The organism is Endozoicomonas sp. OPT23, from assembly GCF_009653635.1.
Taxonomy (GTDB): Bacteria; Pseudomonadota; Gammaproteobacteria; order Pseudomonadales; family Endozoicomonadaceae; genus Endozoicomonas_A.
This window is the reverse complement of the sequence record NZ_PPFD01000006.1, coordinates 551,663-569,569: the sequence shown is the minus strand read 5'-3', so window position 1 is coordinate 569,569 and position 17,907 is coordinate 551,663. Positions and strand designations below refer to the sequence as shown.

General features: G+C 46.3%; 12 protein-coding genes. 7 read left to right on the top strand and 5 right to left on the bottom strand.

Annotated features, from left to right (window positions below):
* Positions 1-208 precede the first annotated feature (208 nt).
* Positions 209-1,330 (top strand): LPS export ABC transporter permease LptF, encoded by a 1,122-nt coding sequence (gene lptF, locus EOPP23_RS16415; RefSeq protein WP_153767065.1) that lies wholly within the window; start codon positions 209-211, stop codon positions 1,328-1,330.
* Positions 1,323-2,381: an LPS export ABC transporter permease LptG gene (gene lptG, locus EOPP23_RS16410; protein WP_153767064.1), complete on the top strand. Its 1,059-nt coding sequence runs from the start codon at positions 1,323-1,325 to the stop codon at positions 2,379-2,381. The genes lptF and lptG overlap by 8 nt, the downstream gene beginning before the upstream one ends.
* Positions 2,382-2,942: 561 nt before the next feature.
* On the opposite strand, the gene EOPP23_RS16405 is transcribed toward lptG, so the two are convergent.
* On the bottom strand, positions 2,943-3,422 hold the full coding sequence (locus EOPP23_RS16405; protein ID WP_153767063.1) for an RDD family protein: 480 nt from the start codon (positions 3,420-3,422) through the stop codon (positions 2,943-2,945).
* Between the two features lie 78 nt (positions 3,423-3,500).
* Between EOPP23_RS16405 and EOPP23_RS16400 the strand changes: the two genes are divergently transcribed.
* Both EOPP23_RS16400 and EOPP23_RS16395 read left to right on the top strand, forming a co-directional pair.
* Positions 3,501-5,075: a bifunctional aspartate transaminase/aspartate 4-decarboxylase gene (locus EOPP23_RS16400; protein WP_153767062.1), complete on the top strand. Its 1,575-nt coding sequence runs from the start codon at positions 3,501-3,503 to the stop codon at positions 5,073-5,075.
* 370 nt (positions 5,076-5,445) lie between these two features.
* Positions 5,446-6,747 carry an anaerobic C4-dicarboxylate transporter gene (locus tag EOPP23_RS16395; protein ID WP_153767061.1) on the top strand — a complete coding sequence of 434 codons (1,302 nt, stop codon included), beginning with the start codon at positions 5,446-5,448 and terminating at the stop codon, positions 6,745-6,747.
* 103 nt (positions 6,748-6,850) lie between these two features.
* Here EOPP23_RS16395 and EOPP23_RS16390 read toward each other — a convergent pair whose 3' ends face one another.
* A complete protein-coding gene (locus EOPP23_RS16390) occupies positions 6,851-7,282 on the bottom strand; it encodes a globin domain-containing protein (protein ID WP_153767060.1) in 432 nt (143 codons plus the stop codon).
* 213 nt (positions 7,283-7,495) lie between these two features.
* Entirely contained in the window at positions 7,496-10,207 is a 2,712-nt protein-coding gene (locus EOPP23_RS16385; protein ID WP_153767059.1) for a hypothetical protein, read from the bottom strand.
* A gap of 613 nt (positions 10,208-10,820) precedes the next feature.
* On the opposite strand from EOPP23_RS16385, the gene EOPP23_RS16380 reads away from it, so the two are divergent.
* Positions 10,821-11,402 carry a hypothetical protein gene (locus EOPP23_RS16380; RefSeq protein ID WP_153767058.1) on the top strand — a complete coding sequence of 194 codons (582 nt, stop codon included), beginning with the start codon at positions 10,821-10,823 and terminating at the stop codon, positions 11,400-11,402.
* Positions 11,403-11,471: 69 nt separating this feature from the next.
* On the opposite strand, the gene gcvP is transcribed toward EOPP23_RS16380, so the two are convergent.
* On the bottom strand, positions 11,472-14,354 hold the full coding sequence (gcvP, locus tag EOPP23_RS16375) for an aminomethyl-transferring glycine dehydrogenase (protein WP_153767057.1): 2,883 nt from the start codon (positions 14,352-14,354) through the stop codon (positions 11,472-11,474).
* 148 nt (positions 14,355-14,502) lie between these two features.
* Positions 14,503-15,870 carry an L-serine ammonia-lyase gene (locus EOPP23_RS16370; RefSeq protein WP_153767056.1) on the bottom strand — a complete coding sequence of 456 codons (1,368 nt, stop codon included), beginning with the start codon at positions 15,868-15,870 and terminating at the stop codon, positions 14,503-14,505.
* Between the two features lie 424 nt (positions 15,871-16,294).
* On the opposite strand from EOPP23_RS16370, the gene EOPP23_RS16365 reads away from it, so the two are divergent.
* Positions 16,295-17,413, top strand: a complete 1,119-nt coding sequence (locus tag EOPP23_RS16365; RefSeq protein WP_194842641.1) for an FAD:protein FMN transferase — start codon at positions 16,295-16,297, stop codon at positions 17,411-17,413.
* A gap of 48 nt (positions 17,414-17,461) precedes the next feature.
* Entirely contained in the window at positions 17,462-17,710 is a 249-nt protein-coding gene (nqrM, locus tag EOPP23_RS16360) for a (Na+)-NQR maturation NqrM (protein WP_153767054.1), read from the top strand.
* Positions 17,711-17,907: the final 197 nt, after the last annotated feature.

Here is a 17,907-nt window from a genome sequence, read left to right as displayed (position 1 = left end):
TACTTTGTAGGTAATATTTTGTAGATAGTACTTTGTAGCTAATACTTTGCAGATAGCACATTGTAGATAGCACATTATAGATAGTATCCTGAATACAGAGAGCTACCAAGCATCAATGCAGGTGGCCGATTAAATTAAGATCAGGGACTGACCTGTGGCTTTCAAGGCCAGTCCATCATGATCTATCGGAAAACAGTGACCACTGAACATGCCTTCGATCCTCTTTCGATACCTCGCCAAAGAGATGCTGCAGGTAACCCTGGCAGTGACTGGCGTCGTACTCCTTATCATTATGAGTGGGCGTTTTGTAAATTACCTGGCCCAGGCGGCCAACGGTACGCTTAACGCTAACTTTCTGTTTGCCATTATGGGCTATCGGATGCCGGAATTTCTGGTGATGATTATTCCACTTGGCTTGCTGCTTGGCATAGTTATGGCCTACGGCCGACTTTATGTCGAGAACGAAATGACCATTATGAGTGCCTGTGGTCTGAGCCAGAATCAGTTATTAAAGATGACTATGGTGCCTGCACTGGGCGTTATGCTACTTGTCGGCCTGCTCAGTCTGTTCGTTGCTCCTCAGGGGTTGCAAAAGGTTGAGGCCATCTGGGCCAAGCAGGACTCATTAACCGAATTCGATACATTGGTGCCCGGCCGCTTTCAGACCTTCTCTGGTACCAATCGAGTGACTTATACCGAAACCCTGACTGATGATAATCAGAAAATGGAAGGTGTTTTTATTGCTCAGGGTGCGACGGACCCCGACGGTGGCTCGATTTCTCTGGTACTGGCTGACTCTGGCAGAATTTCCAACACGGAATCCGAGCAGACAAAATACCTGATTCTTAATGATGGTATTCGTTATGACCTAAGCCCCGGTGGTCTCAAAGTTCGAGAAACCGAGTATAAAACTTACGGTATTCGAATGCAGAACAGCAAGGTTTCTCAGGAGATTACCCGCGAGCAGGCGTTACCGACCAGTCAGCTGTTGTCGTCCGATACCCGTGAGCACAAAGCCGAATTGCAATGGCGCTTTTCGATGCCACTGCTGATTCCTATTCTGGTATTGCTGGCGGTGCCACTGGCCAAAGTTAACCCAAGGCAGGGACGTTTTGTAAAACTGTTGCCCGGCGTATTAACCTATCTGCTTTATCTGTCTCTGCTGATTTCCACCCGAGGTATGATTGATGAAGGGAGGTTGCCACCGAGCATAGGTCTCTGGCCGGTGCATGGGGCTTTCCTCTTATTAGCGTTGGGCGTTTATTTTAAGGATTCAGTATTAACACTTTTGTCTAGGAAGAGCATGGCACGGAGAAAACTCAATGCGTAAGCTGGACCGATATATCGCATGGAATGTTTTTGCCGCCATGGTGATGGTGCTGATTATTCTGGTGGTGCTGGAATCGCTGTTCTCTTTTCTGGCTCAGCTGGATGATATGCGCGGCAACTACCAGTTTATGGATGTTATCGTTTACACCCTGCTGATGATTCCAAAGAAGATCTATGAGTTCATTCCTGTGTCAGCACTGATTGGCTGTCTGGCGGGTCTGGGCTCCATGGCTGCTAACAGTGAACTGGTGGTTATGAGAGCCTCAGGTGTTTCCCTCTGGCGTATGGTCTGGTCGATTATGAAGCCAGCACTGTTGCTGGTCGTCATTGGTATCACCCTGGGTGAATATGTTGCGCCGATGACTGAACAGATTGCCGAGACCCGTAAAGCGATTGCCCGCTCCACCAATGGTGAGTATTCGGGCGAAGGTGTCTGGCATCGTGAAGGCAATGAATACATGTACTTCAATGCTGTTGAGCCTAATGGTGTGCTCTACGGCGTCAGTCGTTTTGTTTTTGATGACAATAAAAAACTCATTGAAAGCTCTTTTGCCAAGCGTGCTATCTATCAACAGGATCACTGGATTCTGGAAGATGTTACCAGTAGCCGAAAGGTAGGTGACCGAATTATTTCCAGCAGTGCAACGACTATGCCCTGGGAAACGAGTCTAACGACGACTCTGCTAAAGGTCGTAGTGGTAAGGCCTGATGCTCTGTCTATTTCTGGCCTGCACACGTATACCGAGTATTTGAAAGAACAGGGGCTGGATACAGGCGAGTACTCGCTGGCGTTCTGGACCAAGGCGTTGCAACCATTGTCGGTGTTCTCATTGGTGCTGGTAGGCATATCCTTTGTTTTCGGACCACTGCGTTCCGTAAGTATGGGCTTCAGAATCTTCTCCGGCGTGATTACCGGTGTCGCCTTTATGATTATTCAGAACCTATTGGGACCATCCAGTCTGGTGTTTGGCTTCCCGCCACTGATCTCGGTGATGCTGCCGGTGATGATTTGTATCTTTGTTGGTTGGTTGTTGCTCTGGCGGGCAGCGTAAGCCTTTTCTGGTATAAGTCGGGTGGAAGCTTGTTATCCCACAAGCATTATTTGTTGTTCATGTTAATGCCTGTGGGATTTTTGTTCTGAGTAGCTCTGAACAAAAGAAAGCTGGGTATCTGAGAAAATCAGTGAGGGTAACGAGTTTTTCGGGCAGGTATTCGCGTCGACTGAGTTGAGTCTTTGAGTTTTATTTCTGCTCGAACCAGAAGTTTGCTTTCCGGTACGACTCTACCTTCTAAAGAGATGTTTTTGAGCAGTTGAGTTGCTCTTTTCATCAGCCGATCTAGCAGCAAAATAAACATGATGCTTTCCTGAAAGATGGTGTGAACCTGTAAAAATGCCTGATTGTTTTTCTCAAATCAGGTTCCAGATGCAATTATAATTCGGCTAGGTAAAAGTGCCTACAATTTATCGGCATTTACATAATCTAGACAAACCCGAAATGCATCAGGCTTGTCTTGAAGTAAGTATTCAGATAAATAAATTCTTATGTCATTTCCCCGCAGTAAGCGGGGGAATGACAATCTAATATTCGACTACGTGTGACTACACACTGATTTTATTTCTTTGCCGGTATATAGAGTGTACGGGTGCCGGAAAGACGATCCTGCCAGCTGCAACCTTCCTTGTCCCAAAGGCTCCAGAAAATACCCAGGCCACCAAGAAGCAGTGAAGGGATCGCAATAAACCAGCGAACCAGGCATTGCTGAAGCGTGATGTAATTGCCTTCTTCGCTCAGAATACGAAGCTTCCAGGCTTGCATTCCCAACGTCTGACCTCGCCTGGACCAGAAGAAAGCGAAAAAACTGAAAATAGTCAGAAAGAGCACTATATAGAAGGCCGGTCCGCCCACTGACTGGCCACTCTCGGTCATAGCCTTGAGTTCTTCACTGCCATAAATTTGCATCTGGATACCCAGATTAATGAAGCCCACAAGAAACATAATCGCCAGTACTAAAAAGCTGTCGTAAAGGATGGCGGCAAACCGACGCCATACCGGAGCAGGCCCTACGGCTTTGTTGTTGCGCTCTGCGGTCATAAAAACTCCTGTTAAAGCAGCGTCTATTCTAACTGGCTCAGTCTATTTTTAGAATCACCGACTGACAGGAGTGACCCTATGGCAACCTCGGATCTGTTTGTAAAAGATAGTAGTGTGCTCAGCCCTTTTGAATTTAAGGATCAGTTACTGGATCTTGCCAGCTCTCATGCTGACCGAATGATGCTCAATGCGGGTCGTGGGAATCCAAATTTCCTGGCCATTGCCCCACGCAGGGCTTTTCTTCAACTCTCTGAATTTGCCTTACAGGAAGCAGAGCGTTCTTATTCCTTTCTTCACAGTGGTTTTGGTGGTCTGCCAGAAGCCAGTGGAATTCTTGGGCGTTTTGAATCTTATATGCAGAATCATCATGACAGTTCAGGAATGAATTTTATTCGTGCAGCCCTTTGTCTGGTGAATGACCATTTGGGAATTGAAGTGGAAGCCTTTCTGTTCGAAATGGTTAATGCTGCACTGGGTTGTTATTACCCTGAGCCGGTTTCGATGCTGAAGTATTCAGAAGCTGTTGTGAAGGAGTATCTTCAACAGGAGCTAATGGCAGGCAGTACTAACGGTGGTGATTTCAGGCTGTTTGCTACTGAAGGTGGTACAGCTGCCATGAGTTATCTCTTTCACTCACTGAAAACCAATCAGTTTCTTGGTAAAGGGGACTTTATCGCTATTGTGACACCGGTTTTTGCTCCTTATCTGGAAATACCTGAGCTGGATGATTACAAGCTGTACGTCAATGAGTTGGTAACTACTGACTCCGGCGAATGGCAGCTCAGTGATGAGGTAGTGAGGAAGCTGGCTAACCCCGCTATTAAAATGCTCTGTCTTGTTAATCCAGCTAACCCGTCGTCTTTTTCACTGTCTCGGGAATCCTTGAACAAAATAAAGCTGCTGGTTGAAACAGATCGACCTGATTTGATTATCGTAACCGACGATGTTTACGGCCCTTTTGCTGACAATTTCTGTTCGCTGTTCAAAGTCTGCCCTGAAAATACCCTCTGTGTTTATTCATTTTCCAAGTACTTTGGTTGTACTGGCTGGCGGCTTGGCGTTATCGCCATTCATAAGCAGAGCCTGTTCAATCGAAATCTCGCCACAGGTCAGAGGCGCAGTCGTTACAGAACGGTTTTCAGAGCAGGGCAGGAGAGTGACTTTATTGACCGGATGGTGGCAGACAGTCGTGCAGTGGCACTGCATCACAGTGCAGGACTTTCTACACCGCAGCAACTGCAAATGGTGTTATTTGCTCTGTCCAGTTTGATTGACAGTGAAGGTGTTTATCAAAGAGAAGCGCAAAGACTGATACGCAGTCGACTGACAACACTTTATAAAAGTATCGGAATTGAAGAGCCAAAAGGGGCTGAGTTAGTGGGCTATTACACGCTGCTTGATCTGCAGCAACTGGCGACGTCTCTTTACAACGAGCAGTTTTCCGCATGGTTTATCGAGCGACACAGCTGCAGTGAGTTACTACTGACTCTTGCAGATGAAACGGGTGTGGTTTTGCTGCCAGGGGAAGGGTTCGACGTTAAAAAGCCCGCTGTTCGAGTATCTCTGGCCAATCTGACGTTAGCCCAATACAAAGCCATAGGAGTCTGTGTACGAAAAGTGCTCGCTGAGTTTTACCAGGAATTTACCTGTTAAGTCTTGTATGTTTAATTAAGTGAATAAGTTAAATAGTTTACTGAATAGGTGTTTGTTTTGCTTTTTTGTTGCTATGCGAAATAAGGTCTAGGATAAATAGGTTTTTATATTTTTGCTGTAGGTGTGGAGCTTGGCTTTGATAGGGGTAAGCATTAGATAGTTAGTATAATAAGCGATTATTTTTTGTTACATAAGTTAATAATATTGAACCATCGATTTTTTACTGGCTGACTAAAGGTAGCCGGACATACGAAATCAATAGCTCTTTGATTGCCACAGGCGAGCGGAGAGCAGCTTAATATTTGATGATGTTTGTCTGAACACTTGAAAGTACAGCCACAAAGTAACTTTGTTTCAGGGGAAGTAAATTATGCTTTGGGTTCAATTAGCAGTGGTTCTTGGAGCCATTTTTCTGGGGGCTCGTCTTGGCAGTATTGGTGTAGGCTTCGCCGGTGCTGTAGGTGTTCTTGTTCTCACGCTGGGTCTTGGCATGGAGCCGGGCTCAATACCTGTTGATGTTATTCTGATCATCATGTCCGTTATTGGCGCAGTTGCTGCCATGCAGGTTGCTGGTGGTCTGGATTATCTGGTTCAGATGGCAGAAAAAATTCTGCGCAGCAAGCCAAAGTACATTACCTTTCTGGCACCAACCGTTACTTATGTGATGACGCTGTTGGCGGGTACTGGTCACACTGCTTACTCCACTTTGCCGGTTATTGCTGAAGTAGCGAAAGAGAACGGTGTTCGTCCATCCCGTCCGCTGAGTATTGCGGTTATTGCTTCTCAGATTGCCATCACAGCGTCTCCTGTATCTGCGGCGGTTGTCGTATTCAGTGGTCTCCTTGAGCCAATGGGCATCGGTTACCTGCAATTGCTGGCGATCTGCATTCCTACTTCCTACGCTGCTATCATGCTGACTGCTGTAGTCTGCAACTTTCTGGGTGTAGACCTTGATAAGGACGAGATTTATCAGGAGCGCCTGAAAGCGGGCATGGTATCTTTGCGTAAAACCAAAGAGCGTCAGGAAACCAAGCCTGGTGCAGCTCTGTCTGTTGCTATCTTCGGTATCAGTATTCTGGCGGTGGTTCTTTATGCGACAGCTATCAGTAGCACAGTTGCCCTGATCGAGAATCCGGTTCTGCCACGTAACTCTGCAATTATGGTCTTCATGATGGTGGCGGCAACGTTCATCACCATGCTGTGCAAAATTGACTCTGCCGAGATCATCAATGCCCAGACCTTCAAGTCCGGTATGAGTGCCTGCATCTGTGTGCTGGGTGTGGCATGGCTGGGTAACACCTTTGTAGGTGCCCACATCAACGAGATCAAAGAACTGTCCGGCGATATTCTGAACGACTACCCTTGGTTGCTGGCTGTCTGCCTGTTCTTCGCTTCCATGCTGCTTTACTCTCAGGCTGCGACCACTCGTGCTCTGATGCCTGCGGCTCTGGCTCTGGTTGATCCGGTGACTGCGATCGCTTCTTTTGCTGCAGTATCTGCACTGTTTGTACTGCCAACCTACCCAACCCTGCTGGCAGCGGTTGAAATGGACGACACAGGTTCCACACGAATCGGTAAGCTGGTATTCAACCACCCATTCTTCGTGCCAGGTACTATCTGTATTACACTCTGTGTAGCGTTTGGATTTGTCTTTGCTCCAATGGTTATATAATTTGGTGATCTGACTGAACATCAAATTTTAGCAGAAAAAGCCCACATTTTTGTGGGCTTTTTCGTATCTGGAGTCAGCGGTTACTGACTAGAATAAGGAATGTTCATAGCTCATGCTCCAGAATTGCTTTATGGAATAAACCCTTCAGACCACTCACCGTGTCATTCCAGCACTCTTCGGTTTCTGCCGTCCATACTTCCTTCAGCGAGTGTTTCAAGCAGAGAGGAACGGTTTCCATCAGGATAAAATAATATTCTTTATGTTTCAGGTCATAGATGCTGTGCCGGATAGCTTCATCGGCAACGGCTGACTCTGCATAACCAGGGTGCTTCAGAGTATCAACGATCAGGTCAAGTAACAGCTGAAATTTTCGAGGGGCCAGTACGGGAATGCTGCTGATATCAAACAGAGACTTTGTTTCCGGATAGTAGTCAAAAAGACGATCAAACAGTCGGCTGGAAAGTTTCTCGATTCCGTCTTTTTCAATGGCTGACTTAATGGATGACTCTATGACTTGAAGATGGCGTTCTAGCATTACTCTTCTCTTATTTTTATACTTTTCTCTCATAGTAATTGAGTCGGGTGACTTGATCTATCGAATGCAGGTAAGTTGAACGTCTTTGGAGGAATAGTTAGAGATTTCCTGATGATAGTCAATATTTCACTGAAAATACTCAGAGAGAAGTTGACGATCATACCCTGCTGATACGGTATTGGCATTTCAATTCAAATGCAGTGATTAAGCCACCTACCTTCCAGGGTGGCCTTCAAACACAACATGGGATTCAGGGGCAGAAAGACCCAATTGTGCCCTGAGTTTATACAGCAGTGTTGCCATGTACTTCAGCTGAAAATATTCAAGAACCTGCCCTTCCTGAAGGTGCTGGCAGAGCAGTTTTTCAATAGCGTCGGCAATACTTCCACCGTCATCTTGATAAAGAAATTGCTGAAAAGCATTAAACAAAGCAGCGCGAGTGCTCTGTTCGTAGGAAGCCTGGGAAAGAATCTGATAAATTTCTCTGATACCTTCCTGAATGTTATAAAGAAATGCACTGAAATCAATGCTGTTTGAACGGTATTGCTGCTGATAAATGTTCACAGCCGATGCCAGCTGATTAAAGGTTCGAGTCAGTTCAGTTGATAGCGTTTTAGTAGGATCCTGCACGGTGACGTAGAATACCGGGACAGGCACTATCACTACAGGTAGTAGAAAGAACGTTGGCACGGCAGCGGCAAGTAACGTGTCAGATTGAGCTTCTGTTGACGCTTCGCGTAACAATGTTTGTTCAAGTTCGGCAACCGTCAGTAGCTTCCCGGCGATGTCTGCCAGCGGCAGTGGTCGCTTTTGACTGGGAACTGCACCAGAAGTAGCAAGTTGCTTAATAATGCGATGGCCACTGTCTCGAGAATGCTCAGAGGGCGTACTATGAAGATCTTGTTGAGTGCATGCAGGTTTACGTATCTGTGTACAAACTGTTGCCTCGTTAGGTAATAGTTTGGTCACAGCCGCGGCTATGTGAGGGCGGCCAGTAAATCCATTGAGGTTTTGGTGAATCCTTTGTATGAGTCTCTGCTCACGATCCTGAAGTTTACAGCCGTGTATTGAGGTTAACTCGTTACACCAGTCCATGATCGTTTTCAGTTTTTCTGCAAGCTTCGGCCGTACTTCCTTGCTTTCAGAAGCCATTCTGGACAAATTATCAACAGCTTGTAAAAAACGGGTTCGAGTGAAGCCACAAGGTAATTCTGGAGCCTGCTTTTGTAGTTCTAATATGAAATCAATATCATCTTCAACCAGAATTGTTTTTTCTTTCAATCTGGTCAGGCCTTGTGCCCAGATCTTGCAGGCCGTTAGTTGCCAGTTTTTTAATTGTTTTGGCTTAAGAGCTGAAATAAACTCCTGACTTTCGATGCACCTTGACAAATACTTTTCCATTCGAACAATCTGACCCTCGTAATTTGCACCTGCATTAGCGGCTCTATCTCTCTCTTTAAGAATGGGTAAGAAGCATTCTGTAAAAGCAATTGTCTCCATATTTTCTAAACGCTGTTTGAATCTTTGTCCCCAGCTATAGGTAAGGATGGCGGCCTTATTCTGCAGTAATGGAGCTATCAGTTTTAGTCCTTTACTGGTTTCTCTCAATGTTTGATCCTTAGGGAAGCAGAGGAAGACTTCGTTAATGCGACTATTAATTTCTTCATAAGACAATTCTAGTGTTTCAGTACTGACTTTTAACTGACCAGGGGTAGCTTCTGCCGCAGTCATTAATTGTCGGCAAGTGTTGGTCAATAGGTTGTTTTTTTCCAACCAGCTGATCATGCGAACAGCATTTGACTCAAGTTTATGCTGAAGCTTTTGTCCCTCAATAATTGTCACATATGTTTGTTCGACGAGGCTGGAGCATAAGAGTCTCAGACTTTTGATAATACAGGGTATGTGTTGTATGACGGGGTAAAATTCTTTTGCGTATTTGCTGAGGGCCTGCAGTAATATAAGCTTTTCAGCGTGAGATAAATCTCCTTTGATCATTTCGGTGATTTCTTCAAGGTCATGACGGAGTATATCTCTTACCATCCTTGCTTCGAGAAAAGTGCCATCGTTTTTGACGACAAACTTACCGGCTTCTAGCAGCTTTCCGTTTGCTATGTAGCTTGAAAAAGTACTCTGAATTCTTCCGGGTTGCAGTCTTCTTGATCTTGGCGGAGCTCTGCAAATTTCCAGTTCTGCTCTGTACTCGTCATATTTTTCTTTAGTGAAATAGTGCCTATTCAGGCAAATACCATCTGGGGCCAGTAATTTTTCCAGTCCTCGAATGGCTTCATCCAGATGTCTTCTGTCGTTGAATTTCTGACGAAATTGAATATATTCCAGTTCCTTTTGTACGAACTCATGTAACTTGGCAGAGGCTTTTTTGAAGATCGGGTGAGACCACCCGGTTTTTTTCATCAGGATGGAGCTGTGGCTAAATACCTGAATGAGCGGGTGGAGATAGAGACGACCTCTCTGGCAGTGAATCTCTTCTTCAATGAATGTAATGAGGGGGCTCAGACACTCAACAAATTTTTCTCTGAATATGGATCTTAAATATTCAGAGTCATCAGAGGGTACCTGGCATTTTGTAAGCAATGTTTTGTACTGGTTGCCAATGAGAATACAGGCTGAAAAAGGTTCTTCCCTGTTGTATTGAAGGCTACCCAGTTCCTGGATAACTGTCTCTGCATGAGCCCTGAAAGCTGCAGAAGGCATTTTTGATGTTGTCTGAGGTGTACGATGGCTGATGTCCGTTTTTACAATATCCTTAGGTTTCCCCCCGGTTTGTATTGATAGACCGCCTGGTCGAGGTACTGTTGATGCAGTTCTTCCAGCACCACTCGACCTGCCACGCCCTCTTCCCACTGGTTTGTCATGAGGTGTAATCAAATTGACTGTTGCGCCAAGTGCTGGGGTTCCGTTTAGCATTGCCTGTCTCCGGGTTTTATTATGAGCTTTGATCAATTTTCGGAGTAAAAGTGCAGTGGCAAGCGGAAGAATGACAGCATGGGTGACAGCAATGACAGCAATAGTAACGATTGAATAGCAGTATGGACGCAGACTGAAACCATATAGAGCAGAAAGCCAGTAGATAAAAAATATAAAGATATATTTACCTTACAAAGACGTCCTTAAGGTGTGTAGTGATGTTTATGCGTCTGTCAGGTTTTATAGCTATTATTGTTTTTAACTGTTCTCTGGTTTCAGGCTTTTCACTGTTGCCAATGCCTCTGTATTAATCACTGAGCAGAATAAATGGTTAGTGTTATTGACAGCTCTGTCAGTGTATCTCTAAGCGGTTTGATCGAATATCCCTTTCAATATAAGTGAATATTTATGGCTTGAATTTAAAGGAGGAGGGGAGCATATGAATACATTGCAGTCAGATGATAGACACAGCCCGTTGAACCATCCATATCAGAATGGCAATAGAAACATCGCAGCAGCTGGAGTCAATTCTGGTGGCTGTGTATTTGGCAGGAAAGTGAAAGAGTTTCGTGGGTGGGTTGGCAGGAATTCAATGAAGGCCATGAACTGTTTAATGGTGATTAAAAAAACGATAGCTGATTTTTCTTTTGGCATTATTAAAAGTTTGCAAACAATAACCAGAGGCAGTGTCAGGCGACCAGATGAAAATAGCACTCAGCCTGAAAAATTTGAGACCTGTGACCAATGGATGGATGATATTTATTTCGGAGAAGAAGGTGATTTACGACCAAACATGGTAAAGCGGGCTGGTCGAATGCTTTGCGAAGGTTGGTATAGGGCAGAGTTTCCTGTAAAGGTGCAAAAGTACAAGGAAAAAGCAGCAAAGCTTGGTCCATATAAAGAGTTTATACCCGTTTCACCGTTGAGTTGTTTTCCATACCTTAATAACCCAGCCGAAGCTGAGTTGTTTGATGTTTTTCGAGCGGCTGAAGAAGCTGAAGAGAGATTAAAAACACCTTTTGATTTGGGGGAGATAGTAGAGAACTGTGATTTGGACGGAATGAGTGCTGATGAATTACAGGAATACTCTATGCTGCCTTCAGAGCCTGAAGAATCAGGTGTCGATATGGGGGAACTTCGACCAGTATCACCTCAGACACACTTTCCATACCTTCACAATCCCTCTGAAGTTTAATGGAACATTGATGAAGCAGCAGGGTAAAGAGTGAGAGTACACACTTTTTACCCTGCTTGTCTGGTCTGTTTACTTATAATTGTCGATAGAAGGGCAGGAGCAGATAAAGTTACGATCACCGTAAACGTTATCTATCCGGTTGGCAGTGGGCCAGTACTTGCTTGCTGTCGTATCGTTGATCGGAAACATGGCTTCTTCGCGACTGTATGGGTGCTGCCAGTCACTTTCAACCAGATCTGCCATAGTGTGGGGCGCATTGATCAGAGGATTATCTTCATTACTCCAGTCACCACTTTCCACTTTGCGGATCTCTTCCCGAATAGCAATCATCGCACTGATAAAACGATCAATTTCCATTTTTGATTCGGACTCTGTCGGTTCAATCATCAGAGTGCCTGCCACCGGGAAAGACATGGTCGGCGCATGGAAGCCATAATCCATCAGTCGTTTGGCAATATCTTCTTCCGTGATGCCACTGCTTTCCTTCAGTGGCCGAATATCAATAATGCACTCATGGGCGACACGATCATTGCGGCCGCGATAAAGAATGTCGTAATGGCCTGCCAGCTGTTCAGCCATATAGTTGGCGTTGAGAATGGCCAGTTCACTGGATTTCTGTAGACCTGCTGTTCCCAGCATTTTTATATAGAGATAACTGATAGGCAGAATGGAAGCACTGCCGTACTGGGCAGCAGATACCGCACCCAGACCTGTTTTGTTATCCACAACCGGGCTGACACTGTGATCTGGCAGGTAAGCAGCAAGGTGACTTCTGACACCAATGGGACCCATGCCCGGACCACCACCGCCGTGTGGAATGGCGAAGGTTTTGTGCAGATTCAGGTGCGAAACATCGGAACCGAACTTACCCGGTTTGGCGATGCCCACAAGCGCGTTCATATTGGCGCCATCCATATACACCTGGCCACCATGCTGATGGACAATGTCGCATATTTCACAGATGCGCTCTTCGTAAACACCGTGAGTGGACGGGTAGGTGATCATCAGGGTGGAAAGCTGATCACTGTGCTTCTTAGCCTTTGCTTTCAGGTCCTCAACATCGACATTGCCGTTTACATCACAATCAACCACGACTACTTTCAGGCCAACCATGGCAGCAGAGGCAGGATTGGTGCCATGTGCTGATGATGGAATCAGACAAATATCCCGCTGTTCCTGACCATTGTCTTTCTGGTAGTTACGAATCGCCAGCAGACCTGCGTATTCTCCCTGAGCGCCGGAATTGGGTTGCATGGAGATTTTGTCGTAGCCAGTGATCTCTTCAAGTGATGTTTCAAGCTCCCTGATCATGGTCTGGTAACCATTTAATTGATTCACCGGAGCAAAAGGGTGAATGTTGGCAAACTCGGGCCATGACACCGGAATCATCTCGGCGGTGGCATTCAGCTTCATGGTGCAGGAACCCAGAGGAATCATGCCGTGGGTCAGTGAGTAGTCCTTGTTCTCCAGGCGCTTCAGATAACGGAGCATATCGGTTTCTGAATGGTAACGGTTAAATGTCGGGTGCTGAAGAACCGCATCTTCTCTCAACTGTTCAGGTTTAATGCCAAACACCGTCAGTTGCTGGTCGATTTCGTATATGTCGAGATCGGCGCCAGGACCAAGAATGACATTAAACAGCTGGTTTACATCTTGTGCTGTGGTGGTCTCATCGAGACTGATACCAAGGCGATCATGGGAAATGCGGCGAAGGTTACAGCCGGAATTAAGAGCTCGCTGGTAAATAGCGGACTGCTGACTGCCAACATTCAGAGTCAGCGTATCAAAGAAACTGCTGTTGCACTGAATGCCCAGTGTTGAGAGGCCACGATACAGGACAGTGGTCAGGCGGTGAATGCGCTGGGCGATGGACTTGAGGCCTTCCGGGCCATGATAAACCGCATAGAAAGCAGCCATGTTAGCCAACAAGGCCTGAGCCGTACAAATATTGGATGTCGCTTTTTCCCGACGTATATGTTGCTCGCGGGTCTGCATCGCCATGCGGTAAGCCTGATTACCACGGCTATCAACAGAGACACCAATAATACGGCCAGGAATAGAACGCTTAAGCTTTTCACTGGTGGCAAAGAAGGCAGCGTGTGGGCCACCAAAGCCCATAGGCACACCAAAGCGTTGACTGCTGCCAAGCGCAATATCGGCACCCAGTTCGCCCGGTGATTTCAGCAACATCAATGCCATCAGATCAGTGGCGACAGACACCATGGCTTTCTGTGCCTTGGCACCGGCAATGATAGACGGCAGATCAGTGATATGACCGTAGCTGCCAGGATACTGTAACTGGGCCGCAAAGATTTCATGCTTGTCCAGCTCGCTGACAGGGTTACCCACAACGACCGGAATGCCCATGTATTCAGCGCGGGTTTTGATGACATCAATGGTTTGTGGATGGACATCGTCAGCCACAAAAAACACCTGGTTCTTGCTGCGGTTGCTGCGACGACAGAGCGCCATGGCTTCTGCTGCGGCTGTAGCTTCATCCAGCAGGGAGGCATTGGCCACTTCCATGCCGGTCAGGTCGATGATCATTTGCTGGAAGTTCAGCAGTGCTTCCAGTCTGCCCTGAGATATTTCCGGCTGGTAAGGCGTGTAGGCCGTGTACCAACCCGGGTTTTCCAGCACATTTCTCAGAATCACGCCCGGAACATGGGTGTTGTAATAACCCATGCCAATATAGGATTTATTGACAGTGTTCTGACTGGCCAGCTTTTTAAGCTCGCTCAGAGCATCGACTTCGGAAAGGCCTTCCGGCAGAGCCAGTGGCTGCGCAGAACGGATAGTTTCCGGAACAGTCTGGTCAATCAGGCTTGCTAATGAATTCTGACCAAGAGCACTGAGCATGGCTCTTTGTTGAGTGTGGTCAGGCCCGATGTGTCGGTCAGTAAATGTACGGCTTTGGCTGAATGACTGGCCAGCCTGTTGCTCAGCAGACATAGTGCTACCTTCGTTACGGACTGTCCGGTGGATGCTGACAGTCGTTGGTCTTAATGTTGTGCTCATGATTTTTTAGTATTTTTTGTTGCGAGACTAAAACGTCATCTCGCATTTATTATTTGGCGTGGCAGGAAGCTGAATGTATCAATCAACAAACGACGACGTTAACAGCCAGCCCTGCCAGTGCGGTTTCTTTGTATTTGTCCTGCATGTCCATGCCGGTTTGATGCATGGTTTTAATCACGTTATCGAGAGAAACCTGATGTTGCCCTGTGCCTTGTAGAGCAAGACGGGCGGCATTGATGGCTTTTACTGCCCCCATGGTATTTCGCTCAATACAGGGAACCTGTACCAACCCGTCGACAGGGTCGCAGGTTAGCCCAAGGTTGTGTTCCATACCAATCTCTGCGGCATTTTCAACTTGCTCGTTGTCTCCCCCGAGCACCGCACAGAGTGCTCCTGCGGCCATTGAACAGGCAACACCTATCTCGCCCTGACAGCCTACTTCTGCTGCAGAAATAGACGCATTCTTTTTATAAAGCATGCCGATGGCTGCAGCGGTGGCTAAAAAGGTTTCAATACCCTTTTCATTACTGCCTTTTACAAACCGGTCGTAGTAAGCCAGTACGGCCGGAATAACACCGGCAGCGCCATTGGTGGGTGCGGTGACTATACGGCCGCCGGCCGCATTCTCTTCATTGACTGCCAGGGCAAAAAGATTGACCCAGTCCAGCACAGCTAGTTGGTCATCAGAGGTGGAATGACTAAGAGTTTTAAATATGTTGGCTGCACGCCGTTGCACCTGAAGCTTTCCTGGTAATACACCGGTCTGTATACAGCCACGCTCTATGGACTGTTCCATTACTGACCAGATGTTCAACAGGTCCCTGGTGATGGTGTTGCTGGCCGTCAGCTGACGTTCATTCTCAAGCACAATCTCGGCAATGGTTAGCTGGTGTTTCTTCCCCAGTTCCAGCAGTTGTTCGGCATTGTCAAAAGGGTAGGGCAGAGGTTTGCTTTGTTGGCTGGTGGCTACCGTCATTTCATCCTTGTGCAGAACAAAGCCGCCACCAATGGAGAAATAGGTTTGGTTGAGCAGTGGCTTTTTCATGCGGTCAAAGGCAGTGAATTCAATGCCATTAGGGTGCTCAGCCAGAAAAACAGCTTCATGAAAGTGGAAATCGGTGTCGTAATCAAAATCAACCGTGTGTGAGTCAGAAAGCTTCAGCTTTTGATTCTGAATGGTCTGTTCAATGATTCCTGGCACTTTGTCAGGGTCAACCAACTCTGGTTGTTCACCCTGTAAGCCAAGAAGAACTGCGGTATCAGTGCAGTGACCTTTACCTGTTAATGCCAGCGAACCATAAAGATCTATGCGAATCGAGTGGACAGAGAGTAACTGTGCGCGGCTATCCAGGTCATTGATAAAGCGGTTGGAAGCTACCATGGGACCCATGGTATGCGATGAAGAAGGACCAATTCCTATTTTAAACAGGTCAAATATGCTCAGTCCCATTGCCTGCCCTGCCATTGCTGTCTTTTATTACATAACTGTTTTTTTATACATCTTAAACAGATGAAACTATTGGCTGATCAAAAACGGATGACACCTGTTCAGATTATCAATGCCTTGTTTTCATATCAAGACAAAAATTTCCAATAAGAAACAAATGTGTATTCGTTAATACTAAAGGAATACTATGGCGGTGAGAGTTTGTAAGTATGTAGGCGCAGGTAATCGAATAATAGATTGTCATTTCCCCGCAGTAGTCGGGGAAATGACATATGGATTCATATGTCCGGGTACTTACCCTCTTTATGAGGTGACGTACTCATTTAGGAGTCGGATGACTATAGAGAGGGCTGATGATAAAATCGCCGGCTTCTTTAGACTTATCACTGGCGATTGGCCACTTTCGGTTTCAAACAGGAGTTTTGTGTTGTTGACCCGATCCCACAAACGATCGATTTTTACTGGCCTTGTATTGCTGGTGGCCGTTTTTTATGTGCTGGTACAGCGCCCCCAGTTAAAAGAGTTTCAGGGCAAAACCATGGGCACTACCTACAGTATTTCTTATGGCAGTAATTATTTTGAACACTCAGCCCCTGATCTCAAAGTCGAAATTAATCAGTTGCTTGAACAGATAAACGACAGCATGTCTACCTATCGACCGGACTCTGAGCTAATGCAGTTCAATGGCTATCCTGTTGGTAAACCATTCAGGGCATCTCCTGAACTACTGGAAGTGATTGAATTAAGTCTGGATATCTCCAGACTTTCTGGCGGAGCCTACGATGTCACGGTGGGTCCTCTGGTGAATGTCTGGGGTTTTGGGCCAAGAACTATCAAAGGAAAACCGGGTCAAAAGGCGGGTAATGAAATGCAGGATATAAAGGCGCCTGAGTTCATTAAGTGGATGCTGGCAAATTATCCCGCCGAGTTGCCCGAGCAGTCTAATGTCGATGCCGCCAGAGCACGTGTTGGATATAAGAGTCTTGTCGTCAATAAAGAAGAGGGCACCCTGACTCGGGGTAAGGATCTTTATGTTGACCTGAGTTCGATTGCCAAAGGCTATGGCGTTGACAGAGTGGCTGCTTTGCTGGAGTCAAAAGGTATCACCAATTATATGGTCGAGATTGGCGGTGAAGTTAAACTGTCCGGATTTAAGCCTGATGGTTCACAATGGCTTCTGTTAATTCGAGGTTCTGCCATAGCAGGCGATGAATTACCGGCACTGATTTCATTAACGGACAAAGCCGTGGCAACATCAGGTGATTATCTGAATTTCTATGAAGTCGATGGCCAGAAATATTCCCACACGATTGACCCTAGAATTGGCCACCCTGAAATGGGACGACTGGCTGAAGTTGCAGTGATTGCAGATACTGTTGCAAAGGCTGATGCTATGGCGACCATGTTTATGGTGCTGGGTGATAAGGAAGGCCTGAAACTGGCGAATCGTGAAGACATAGCGGCTTATTTTACCTATCACTCGGATGGCAGCTTTGAATCTGTCAGTAGTGATGCATTCAAGCCATACTTAGAAACAATTCACTGAATATTCTGCCAGCCGGTAAAAACCTGGTTGGCTCGAGGAGGAAAAGGCATGACAACATTGATGATTACTTTTGGTGCCTTTCTGGCCATTATCGCTATGATGGCCATTGGCGCAATTTTTGCCAATAAACCGATTAAGGGTTCCTGTGGAGGTCTGAGCACACTGGGCTTGAAAGACGGCTGTATGATTTGTGGCGGTGCCGATAAAAACGATCCGTTTTCTGAAGCAGCCGCTCAGGGACAAAATCTGGATCATCTGTTTTATGACGCAACCGCGTCTGATAAAAAAAGCAGCTGACCATTAGTCGTATTGCCGTGAATGCTGGAAAAATATAAAAAGTAACGACAGTTACTTTACTGTCAGGGTAACCATTATCGATGGCTGCCCTGATTCAATAATAACAACCTGCCAGAACAGGTGAGTGATGGTTCTGTAAATTATCCATTTATAGTCAACGATCAAACAATAATAAACCGGAATGCTTTGAGGGGAAT

Coding starts and splice junctions, on each gene's coding strand:
- EOPP23_RS16390 (WP_153767060.1), bottom strand. CDS start 7,282: ATGCTAGAACGCCATCTTCAAGTCATAGAGTCATCCATTAAGTCAGCC.
- EOPP23_RS16370 (WP_153767056.1), bottom strand. CDS start 15,870: ATGGGACTGAGCATATTTGACCTGTTTAAAATAGGAATTGGTCCTTCT.
- EOPP23_RS16380 (WP_153767058.1), top strand. CDS start 10,821: ATGGTGATTAAAAAAACGATAGCTGATTTTTCTTTTGGCATTATTAAA.
- EOPP23_RS16395 (WP_153767061.1), top strand. CDS start 5,446: ATGCTTTGGGTTCAATTAGCAGTGGTTCTTGGAGCCATTTTTCTGGGG.
- gcvP (WP_153767057.1), bottom strand. CDS start 14,354: ATGTCTGCTGAGCAACAGGCTGGCCAGTCATTCAGCCAAAGCCGTACA.
- EOPP23_RS16385 (WP_153767059.1), bottom strand. CDS start 10,207: ATGCTAAACGGAACCCCAGCACTTGGCGCAACAGTCAATTTGATTACA.
- lptF (WP_153767065.1), top strand. CDS start 209: ATGCCTTCGATCCTCTTTCGATACCTCGCCAAAGAGATGCTGCAGGTA.
- EOPP23_RS16400 (WP_153767062.1), top strand. CDS start 3,501: ATGGCAACCTCGGATCTGTTTGTAAAAGATAGTAGTGTGCTCAGCCCT.
- EOPP23_RS16405 (WP_153767063.1), bottom strand. CDS start 3,422: ATGACCGCAGAGCGCAACAACAAAGCCGTAGGGCCTGCTCCGGTATGG.
- nqrM (WP_153767054.1), top strand. CDS start 17,462: ATGACAACATTGATGATTACTTTTGGTGCCTTTCTGGCCATTATCGCT.
- lptG (WP_153767064.1), top strand. CDS start 1,323: ATGCGTAAGCTGGACCGATATATCGCATGGAATGTTTTTGCCGCCATG.